This window comes from Lysinibacillus sp. TE18511, assembly GCF_054062295.1.
The window spans coordinates 1-10,060 of the sequence record NZ_JBSSFD010000070.1 but is presented as its reverse complement, the minus strand read 5'-3'; the positions used below and the strand labels follow the sequence as shown (position 1 = coordinate 10,060).

The window sequence follows — 10,060 nt, the reverse complement described above, 5'->3', positions numbered from 1 at the left end:
TCACGAAGGCGTTATCACAGGACGTGATGGTTTTAGCCTTCGTTCCTCTATCGCTGATCCCCAAGGAGTCGCCCAGTCTCCACTCCAATCAACTTTTATACAAGGCATACGTCTTAACAAATGTCACCCACAACTTTTGGTGATGAGCCTATTTTCACTTATTGTTAATAACAAAAAAATAACCATCACCATCGATAAATTTTTGGAATGGCGAAATGGCGTTTTTAGAGGCTTCATAATATAGCGGGCTTAGAAAAGAAAAATTTCGAAGAGATAAGAGATAACAATCAATCAACCTGTATTACATGAACTTTATAGATTGAAAGCTGTAACTCATTGTAAGGTTGTACGCTAGTTTTCTAGAATATTCTTATCATCTAATTTTTTAGTATATTTCTTTAAAAACTTGTTCATCCTCTTAATAGTTTACTTGAAGAGGTGAATATAAAATGAAAAAATCTTTAATAGTAATTTTTCTAGTCATATTTACGCTATTGCTAAGTGGCTGTTGGAGTAAGCGTGAATTAAGCGATCTAGCTATTGTTTCGGCTTTAGGTATTGATAAAGTTAATGATGGATATTCTATTTCTGTTCAAATTATCAATGCTGGTGAAATGTCTGAAAATAAATCTTCTGGTAGTCAATCGCCAGTTACTACTTATCATGCAACTGGACAATCCGTATTTGAAGCTATTAGGAAATTAACTGCATCTTCTCCAAGGAGAGCCTATTTCACTCACATGCAATTAGTTGTTTTCGGGGAAGAATTTGCATCTGAAGGGATTGCGGAGGCTCTAGATTTTCTGGCTAGAGATCAAGCAATTAGAAGTGACTTTAACTTTGTTGTAGCCTATAATTCTACAGCTAAAGATATTTTAAATGTCTTAACACCTATAGAAAAATTACCAGCAAAAAAGATTCTAAATTCCGCACTTGCTTCCCAAGGTGCTTGGGGCTCAACAAGATTTGTTGATACTGAAGATTTAATTTCTGAGTTGGGAGATGATGACAAAAGTACGGTTTTATCAGCAATAGAGTTAGTTGGGGACAAAGAATTAGGTAAACGTCCAGATAATGTTGAAAGAATTGAAACATCAGCAGTATTACATTTCACTGGACTAGGGGTATTTAAAAAGGATAAATTAATAGGTTATTTAACTGAATCAGAAAGTATCTATTATAATTTTTTAATGAATAATATTAAAAGCACAATCATAAATACCTCTTGTCCTAATGCAGGATCTATAACGACAGAAATAGGAAATTCTAAAACAACTATTCAAGGGAAATTTGAACAAGGGATCCCAAAAATAAATGTGAAAATTGATATTGAACAAAATGTTGCAGAAGTTAAATGTGCCATTGATTTATCAAAAGAGAAAACTTTAAAAATGATTGATAAAAAAACTGCTAACTTTATTAAAGAAAATATTGAACAAACCATTAATACGATTAAAGATAATTATCAAGTTGATATTTTGAACTTTGGAGAAGTACTTCATAAGGAAGATCACAAAGCATGGGATGCTATTAAAGATGACTGGTCAACAACGTTTCCAGAGTTAGAAGTCAATGTTGACGTTAATGTCAAGACGACTGGGACAGCGACCTTGGTTAATTCCATCGAAAAAGAATAAGGCAAAATTAACATGATGCATTTTCTACCCTTCTTTCAAATAACCTTCTACCGTCCTGTATAATTCACCTCCATTTTGCGCATATAAGTAGTAACAAGGGAGGTCATTACATTGAAGAAGTTATTTTATCTGTTTTTACTAGCCACATTATTACTATCAGCTTGCGGAAAAAATACCGCTCCAAAAGAAGTAGCCGTCGATAAAAATACTTCCGTTGAAGATATAGTGGGAGCTACCGTCAAAAATAAATTCACTGTTGAAGAAAAGAATGGGATTGTCACTATTTCCATTCAGGATGCAGATGTAACAAAAGGGGTAAAAAGTCAAATGCTGAAGGACTCTACAAAGATATTTGCAGAGCTGTCCAAGCTTAAAAGCGTTAAAACACCATCTATTTCCTGGTATGCACCATTAACAGAACCTGGTGGAGACAAAGATATGACTGAGGTATTAAATATTTATTTTAGTGAGGAAGATTTTAGAAAAGTTAATTGGACAAACTATGAGCAGCTAGATATTGAATCCATCGCTACTCATTATCATCAAAATGAAGCTTTAGGTCATTAGAAAACTTTCTCAGAAAGATACCCCTTCGTGTATAAAGAATGGGTATCTTTTTTATTATCCACTCACTTAACATACATACTAATTGCTTCCGACAGAAGAGATTGTTTTATTTTATAATGCGTCGCTTGCCAAACGCCTTTCCCATCTTTCAAAATGAATAGCTGGGGTGATTCATGCTTCACCTTTAGATCGTTTTCAATAATATTTGAGACATCCCTATCCTTCTGCACAATAACTAAATACTTAGGCAAATTAGTTTCTAGCGCTTTCAACTCTTTTAACGCTGAAATGCTACTAAAACATGTCATACTGAATTTTAACACTAGACAGGCCTTATCCTTAGATTGCTGTAAAGTATCTCTCCATTGCTCAGCCGTCTTAATTCTTTCCATACTTTGAACCTCCAACCTGTAAACTTTCTATTCATTATATACCATATAGGGTATTAATCAATTTTACCTTGGCGTAATTGCGTCAGCAAAAGGGGGTCGACTGTGCGGAAGTGAAGCAACAGAGATAAGAATCTTCTGTACCTGTCGCTACGCTTTCGGTACAAAATCATTTGCTGAATAAAGATAAAAATACGAGCCAACTATAACGAAAGCTCGTACCTCTTCTCACAATATTTAAATCCCCTCAGTATTCATTAAAACAACACGCCAGCCATCTGGATCTTCAATTGTGACACCTTTGTCAGCCCAATATGGATTTTCTGGCTCTACTTCTGGATAGCCCATTTGCAATAAGCGTTCCGCAATACGCTGTATGGTTGCAAACTTTGGAATATACAGTACAAGCAGATTATCCTTTGTTGGTGCTGGACATGGGCTCCTCTCAAGATGCTCTGTAAATTCTAAATGATAGCTAGCATTTGGAAGACCAATCATTATACCATTGTAGCCACGATGCCCTGTGAAAGAACCGATTTTTTCTAACCCTACACCTTCACAATAAAATTTTTCAATTTCCTTTAATTGATCAGTTGGCCTAGCAATTCGTACTTGTGCCACCTGTAATTCATCTGACCATTGTTGTCTCATAGTTATTTTTCTCCTTTTTATCAATTGTATAATTGAAAACTAAAGCTAGAGAACAGCCATTGGTCTGAAAAAATGCTACTCTTTGATAGAAATACTTAAATACCCGCGGAGACAAGCAAAATATCCGCGATATTGGTTGAAATATCCGCGAATTAGAGACAAATATCCGCGAAGCGCCAATTTTATCTTAAAAAATCACAAATTCTATCAGCAGCTACTAGTGGATTTTCTTTTTCTAAATAATACTCCTCGGCCGGCCAATATCTTCTTTTATACTTATCTAGTCGTGCTTGAAAATCTCCAATATACACATCTCGCTGTAATACCCGTTCCTCTCTAACAGTTCTAGGGCATTCTATATATAAACGATAATCATAAAAACCTCTCCACTCACTGCGGAAAAGAAAGATTCCCTCAACAATAAGTATAGCGTTAGCTACTAATGTCATTTTTTTATCACAACTGGTGTCTGCTAATTGGTCATAAAATGGAAGTTGGAGCTCTAAATTATTATTATGTAATTGTAAAAAGATATTATGTTTAATAAAGTTGATATCCCATTGTAAATAATAATACTCATACCATTCGTCGTACCCAGTATTATAACGTTTGCTTCTTTCTACGATATGATTATCTAAATGGATCAGTTCTACAGCACAACTAGTTTTAAGCTCCTCTGTAAGCCTGTTAGCAATAGTAGACTTACCTGCGCCCCCTAATCCATCAATGGCGACAATGAAAGGTCTCTCTTTAGCAGACCTCATTTCAATCTGCTTCATGATATCGTTCTTAATTTCGCGTATATCCATTGATTGACACTCCTAACAACATTAAAATAACCAGCTCCTAGAAAAAGAACTGGTTATACCTATTTATTCCGTCAAAGCTACACTAAATGAAGCAGCTGTCTTCTCTTTTACTTCTTCTAAAGTAACACCCTCTGCTAATTCTATTAGCTGCATACCTTGCTCAGTAAAGTCGAAAACAGCTAGGTCTGTAATTAATCGATGCACAACGCCTTTCCCTGTTAATGGTAGCTCGCATTGCTTTTTAATTTTTGACTCACCGTTTTTATTGACATGCTCCATTACGACGATAACTCTTTTGGCACCAACTACAAGGTCCATGGCGCCTCCCATACCTTTCACCATTTTCCCTGGAATCATCCAGTTCGCAAGGTCACCCGTTTCAGATACTTCCATACCACCTAAAATAGCAAGATCGATATGGCCTCCGCGGATCATGGCAAACGATTCGGCACTGTCAAAGAATGAAGCACCTGGAACAGCCGTTACCGTTTCTTTGCCCGCATTAATTAAATCAGGATCGACTGCTTCCTCTGCTGGGTATGGACCAATGCCAAGAAGCCCGTTTTCCGATTGTAGAAGGACGTCATAATCAGTCGGAATTGCATTAGCAACTAGCGTTGGGATACCAATACCTAAATTGACGTTCATGCCGTTTTGTATTTCTTTTACCGCTCTATTTACTATTCTTTGTCTTGTATCAACCATCATGCCTCCCCCTTTCTCACCGTCAAACGTTCAATACGCTTCTCATAATTTTCGCCTAGTAAAACGCGTTGCACGAACACTCCTGGCGTATGGATATGATCTGGATCTAGCTCTCCTGCTTCAACAATTTCCTCCACCTCTGCAATTGTAATTTTCCCCGCCATTGCAGCTAGTGGATTAAAGTTACGTGATGTTTTTCTGAAAACTAAATTACCTAGCTTGTCTGCCTTCCATGCTTTAACAAGTGCAAAATCTGCGACAATTCCTTTTTCTAAAATATATTCCTTGCCTTCAAAAACCTTTACTTCTTTCCCCTCAGCAATCGGCGTTCCAACCCCAGTAGCCGTGTAAAAGCCAGGAATACCAGCCCCGCCAGCTCGCATACGCTCCGCCAAAGTACCTTGTGGTGTTAATTCTACCTCCAGCTCCCCACTTAAAAACTGCTGCTCAAAAATTTTATTTTCACCTACATAGGATGCGATCATTTTTTTAATTTGTTTATTGGCTAATAAAAGCCCTAAGCCCCAATCATCCACACCACAATTATTGCTGACAACGGTTAAATCCTTTGTTCCTTTTTGGACTAGTGCTGCAATTGATTTTTCAGGAATACCACATAGCCCGAAGCCCCCTACCGCTAACGTATGCCCATCTTTAATATCTGCAACGGCTTCCTCAAACGAATTCCACACTTTCCCATTCCCCATATCGAAACCCCCTAAAATAGCTCGTTTATTAAGAAAAATTCTACCTCAGAATCATTTTACAAGTAAAGGAATTAATTAGAATACTATTTATTCCAAAAAGGCATAAATTAATTTTCGCTCCCTTCTTCTGTACGAATTGTATTCAGTAATTGCTTTAATGCAAATGATTGATATGTATTCTTTTTCGTAATAACGCCTAATCGCCATGGCATGTCGAAATTATATAATGGAATAATTTTTACATTTTTATTGGTCTGCTTTGCGGCAATTGAATACGGTAAAAGTGTCACGCCTAAATTCGAGGATACTAGCTCCACTATTAAATCCCATTGCGAGCTTTTATAGCCGATTATTGGTGTAAACCCTACGCTTTTACATGATTTAATGACATAATCATGTAGTGTGAATTCCTCTGTAAAGATAATGAATGTTTCATTTTTTAAATCTTGTAATAAAATACGTTCTTGCTGTGCTAATGGATGGGACTCATTAATAAAGACACAAAATTGATCTTCTACAAATGATTGAACAGAAAATTTCCTTTCATCTGTAGGTATAACAACAATCCCCATATCTACTTCGCCATTTTCTACTAATGTTCCGATCATTTTAGCCCCACGTTCCACGAGCTCTAAATGTACCTCTGGATATTGCTTATGAAACTTTCGAGCAATTTCAGGAAAGAATAGTGTGCCAATTAACGGTGGAATCCCTAATTTAATAGAACCTGTTTTAATGTTCAATAAATCATCCAGTAAAATATGTAAATCATGTACAGACCGCATTATTTTTTGTCCTTGTTTATAAACAATACTACCTGCGTCTGTTAATTCTACATTGCGTGTAGTTCGGTTTAATAGCTCCACATGAAGAGTATCCTCCAACTTTTTAATGCTTTTACTTAATGAAGGCTGTGACACAAAGGATTCACTCGCAGCCTTTGTAAAACTCCCATATTCAACAACAGTCATAAATGCTTTTAAATCTCGTAGCTCCATATAGACACCTCCATTTATTCTAATTTGTTATAAAAATTATTCCAAAATCCATATTTAGTAATAAATTCTTCTCGTTTTCTATTAATCCTTCTTCTAGAAAAATATCTAAGACAAATACGATAGCGACAATGTTTCCCCATGATGCCAATCATATTTAATTAAGCAATATTCGCGAATAACAGCCATAAAAATATTTCTACATTACGTTGTATTTATTGTCCTCAATTCCGATTTTTTCTTTAATTATTCATTTCTCTATGTACAATTAGCAATAAGGGATGACCGAAAAGGAAAGGGGATTTCTAATATGAAAACGTTAACAAGAATTTCAAATGCTATCATGGAAAAATATTTACCTGATCCATACATCTTTGTCACTATACTCACAGTATTAGTATTATTATTAGGGGTTACATTAACAGATTCTTCTCCACTCGACATGGTGACATATTGGGGAGGTAGCTTTTGGAGTTTATTAGAATTTACAATGCAAATGGTAATTGTCTTAGCTGCAGGCCACATTTTAGCGAATAGTCCTATCTTTAAAAAAGGATTATCAGCCGGTGCAAGTAAAATAAAATCACCAGGCATGGCTATTATTGTTATTACATTCGTATCACTAATAGCTTGCTGGATTAACTGGGGATTCGGACTTGTAATTGGTGCCCTCTTTGCAAAGGAAATTGCTCGGCATGTAAAGAAGGTAGATTATCGCTTATTAATCGCCAGTGCCTATTCAGGCATGGTTATTTGGCATGGTGGATTAGCTGGCTCAATTCCGTTATCCATTGCGACTGAAGGTCATAAGTTTGCTGACATCATGGGCGTCGTACCAACCAATGTTACAATTTTTTCAACTTATAACTTATTTATAGTCATAGTGATCCTCTTCACTTTACCTTTATTTAATCGTTGGATGATGCCAAAGGAAGAAGATACGGTTGTGGTTAACCCTGCTTTATTAGTGGAAGAAAAAACGGAGTTACCTAAGCCTGAAAACAATTTTGCCAGTCGCTCTGAGCGCAGTTATATTTTAACGATTTTAATTGGTATGATCGGACTTACTTATTTAATCTATCATTTTATTACGAAGGGCTTTGTTCTTGATTTAAATGTTGTAAATACAATTTTTATTGTGTTAGGTATCATATTCCACGGGACTCCGCAGCGTTTCCTTGCAGCCGCACAAGATGCTATTAAAACAACAACGGGCATTGTTTTTCAATTTCCGTTTTATGCAGGGATTATGGGCATGATGACCGCTTCTGGTTTAGCTGCTGTATTTTCAGAATGGTTCGTTAGTATTTCCAATGAACATACCTTCTATTTATTCACTTTTTTCTCAGCCGGACTTGTTAACTTCTTTATTCCGTCAGGCGGTGGACAATGGGCAGTGCAGGCTCCTATTATGCTAGATGCTGCTACAACTCTAGGTGCCGACTATGCTAAAACAGCTATGGCTATCGCTTGGGGAGATGCTTGGACAAATATGATTCAACCATTCTGGGCACTGCCAGCCCTTGCAATCGCCGGTTTAAAGGCTAGGGATATTATGGGCTTCTGTTTATTCATTTTATTCTTTACAGGAATTATTATTAGTATTGGCTTCCTTTTCATCTAAATATCGAGTATTTAAGCTTCACGGAATGCCATACATACGTTTCCGTGAAGTTTTTATGTGCACTTTGAATGAAGATAAATGGCATAGGTTTTAACAAGGCTACCTTAACTTTTTTTGTTATACTAAAGCACCCCGTTAGCCATCCATGAAGCGCAATAAACAGCACTTCATCACAGAAAATGAAAGATGATTAAGTTCTTTCATGGGAGTTGAATAAGAAATTTCTAACTTCTGTTTGTATCATCAATTTCAGAGTTTAAAGTACTCTCCCACCAAACATCCTTATTTCCGTTTAGATAATTTTTTATCAGATTCCTAAATGGATAAGGTTGTAAGTTTATGGTATCCAAGTCATCTGCATTACACCAAAAAAATTTAAGATGAGATTCCCTTGATCCTGGGTTAAGACCTGTTGTTAATTCTTCGTTTGTAACCTCAAACACTTGATTTATCTCGCAATGTAATACGCCCTTTTTCTCCCACTTATGTTCTACTAACCCAAGTAAACTAACCACTGTACATGTTATTCCTAATTCCTCATCAATCTCTCTTATCAGTGCATCTTTTGCACTTTCGCCAAATTCAATGTGGCCACCAGGTAAAAATGTATTTGGATGTCCAGTGGCTTGTGCAAGTAAAACTTTATTATCTTTTATAAAGATTCCCCTTGCTAAATGATGAAATGGATTAGACAAGAAATTCTCCCCCTACAATATGATTATTTAAAATACATTTGGTACTTATTTTTGTATCTCATTTATTAAACCTATAAATTTTGGATAGTCCTTGTTCAACCAAACTAAGTCGTTAGTTCAATAAGAAAAAAGCTTCACTCCTTCTTGAAGTAAAGCACCCGTTAGCACAATAAGGAATAGCTTATTTTTTACCTTTTAAGTCGCCATAATGGTCAACAATACTATTCAACTGGCGTAATGTTGAGGTTAAATAACTTTGTTCACTTTCAAACTCATAATGTAGAATATTCTCTTGGTGTGCCACTTCTTGAAAATATCCTTGAATGTTTATCTGACCAAACTTATCAAAATTAAGTTCGATTTTCAGATTATTCTCTGATTCTGAAAAGGTAACACTACCTTTTAATTCGTTATAACATTTCTTTAACTGAATGAAGAACTGATATACCTGACCAGTGGAAAACCATATTTCAGCATCTTTAACAAAACAATTTCCACTCTTTATGTCGATTTTGCCTTTAACATCATAACCGCCCAAATAACTTGTTTCATTAGGAAAACCATACACTTCGTTTAATTCAATTTGTATAAATCCCTGTTTACCAGCAATTTTAAACTCATTCACTTTTATCACTCATTTCATTAAGAAACATTAATTTAAAAATACCAAAACCGCCAAAACATAACAGTTGCATGTTCAATTAACTTGCGTCGTTAGTTTAAGTAGAAAAAGGCTCTACTCCATACTTGAAGTAAAGCACCCCGTAGTTTAATAAGCCAGTTTATTGATATCTTTTTCGCTTTTTTATCCATAATTGGAATTTGTCAAATAGCTTAATCCCAATGTAACCATCCAAAATGGCGATTAGTAAAGCGATAAATATCATACTTATTCCAGTATTATCAACCGTAACAATCGGTTCAAGTAATCCAAAAATAAGCGAAAAAAGAATAGGAATAGTAAAACCAACCCAAACAGCAATAAAAAGGGTATCCATATTTATACACCTCATTCAAAAGTATCCTTTAAATTTTCCCTAATATTGCATTCAAATTTGTTAGTTTACTAAACAATACTATCAAAAAGCATATAATCAATTCATTGGATAAAAGTGGATTAAACTAAAAACATCCTTTACAAAGTTCTACTTAAACTAAACTGCTTACGTTAGTTTAAGTAGAAAAAGAGGCTGGGACATAACTAGCTTCAATTAGTGAGAAATCCGAATTTGAATGAATTCAAATTCGGATTTCTCTTTTTTTATGTTGTCTCCATATAGT

Annotated in this window: 13 protein-coding genes; 4 read left to right on the top strand and 9 right to left on the bottom strand. The window is 35.5% G+C overall.

Annotation, left to right across the window (positions count from 1 at the left end; translation table 11 throughout):
• The 3 genes from ACVWXS_RS25135 to ACVWXS_RS25125 form a co-directional block, all read left to right on the top strand.
• On the top strand, positions 1 to 244 hold a 244-nt coding region (locus ACVWXS_RS25135), incomplete at its 5' end, for a hypothetical protein (protein WP_456960599.1).
• Between the two features lie 205 nt (positions 245 to 449).
• A complete protein-coding gene (locus tag ACVWXS_RS25130) occupies positions 450 to 1,637 on the top strand; it encodes a Ger(x)C family spore germination protein (protein WP_456960598.1) in 1,188 nt (395 codons plus the stop codon).
• A 111-nt stretch (positions 1,638 to 1,748) separates the two neighbouring features.
• Positions 1,749 to 2,204 carry a hypothetical protein gene (locus ACVWXS_RS25125; RefSeq protein ID WP_427421007.1) on the top strand — a complete coding sequence of 152 codons (456 nt, stop codon included), beginning with the start codon at positions 1,749 to 1,751 and terminating at the stop codon, positions 2,202 to 2,204.
• 62 nt (positions 2,205 to 2,266) lie between these two features.
• Here the strand turns inward: ACVWXS_RS25125 and ytxJ are convergent, their stop codons facing one another.
• The 6 genes from ytxJ to ACVWXS_RS25095 form a co-directional block, all read right to left on the bottom strand.
• Complete coding sequence (gene ytxJ, locus ACVWXS_RS25120; protein WP_423491436.1) at positions 2,267 to 2,596, bottom strand: bacillithiol system redox-active protein YtxJ; 330 nt, start codon at positions 2,594 to 2,596, stop codon at positions 2,267 to 2,269.
• 234 nt (positions 2,597 to 2,830) lie between these two features.
• Positions 2,831 to 3,244 carry a VOC family protein gene (locus tag ACVWXS_RS25115; protein WP_456960597.1) on the bottom strand — a complete coding sequence of 138 codons (414 nt, stop codon included), beginning with the start codon at positions 3,242 to 3,244 and terminating at the stop codon, positions 2,831 to 2,833.
• A 182-nt stretch (positions 3,245 to 3,426) separates the two neighbouring features.
• Complete coding sequence (locus ACVWXS_RS25110) at positions 3,427 to 4,053, bottom strand: kinase (RefSeq protein ID WP_456960596.1); 627 nt, start codon at positions 4,051 to 4,053, stop codon at positions 3,427 to 3,429.
• Positions 4,054 to 4,116: 63 nt separating this feature from the next.
• A complete protein-coding gene (locus tag ACVWXS_RS25105) occupies positions 4,117 to 4,758 on the bottom strand; it encodes a 3-oxoacid CoA-transferase subunit B (protein WP_427421009.1) in 642 nt (213 codons plus the stop codon).
• Positions 4,758 to 5,465: a CoA transferase subunit A gene (locus tag ACVWXS_RS25100; protein WP_456960595.1), complete on the bottom strand. Its 708-nt coding sequence runs from the start codon at positions 5,463 to 5,465 to the stop codon at positions 4,758 to 4,760. The genes ACVWXS_RS25105 and ACVWXS_RS25100 overlap by 1 nt, the downstream gene beginning before the upstream one ends.
• Positions 5,466 to 5,572: 107 nt before the next feature.
• Entirely contained in the window at positions 5,573 to 6,463 is an 891-nt protein-coding gene (locus ACVWXS_RS25095; protein ID WP_456960594.1) for a LysR family transcriptional regulator, read from the bottom strand.
• A 307-nt stretch (positions 6,464 to 6,770) separates the two neighbouring features.
• Between ACVWXS_RS25095 and ACVWXS_RS25090 the strand changes: the two genes are divergently transcribed.
• Positions 6,771 to 8,084: a short-chain fatty acid transporter gene (locus tag ACVWXS_RS25090; RefSeq protein ID WP_456960593.1), complete on the top strand. Its 1,314-nt coding sequence runs from the start codon at positions 6,771 to 6,773 to the stop codon at positions 8,082 to 8,084.
• A gap of 224 nt (positions 8,085 to 8,308) precedes the next feature.
• On the opposite strand, the gene ACVWXS_RS25085 is transcribed toward ACVWXS_RS25090, so the two are convergent.
• The 3 genes from ACVWXS_RS25085 to ACVWXS_RS25075 form a co-directional block, all read right to left on the bottom strand.
• Positions 8,309 to 8,779, bottom strand: a complete 471-nt coding sequence (locus tag ACVWXS_RS25085) for an NUDIX domain-containing protein (RefSeq protein WP_456960592.1) — start codon at positions 8,777 to 8,779, stop codon at positions 8,309 to 8,311.
• Between the two features lie 181 nt (positions 8,780 to 8,960).
• Positions 8,961 to 9,404: a WapI family immunity protein gene (locus ACVWXS_RS25080; RefSeq protein ID WP_456960591.1), complete on the bottom strand. Its 444-nt coding sequence runs from the start codon at positions 9,402 to 9,404 to the stop codon at positions 8,961 to 8,963.
• Positions 9,405 to 9,561: 157 nt separating this feature from the next.
• Positions 9,562 to 9,777, bottom strand: coding sequence for a hypothetical protein (locus ACVWXS_RS25075; RefSeq protein WP_456960590.1), 216 nt, complete (start codon positions 9,775 to 9,777; stop codon positions 9,562 to 9,564).
• Between the last annotated feature and the right edge of the window lie 283 nt (positions 9,778 to 10,060).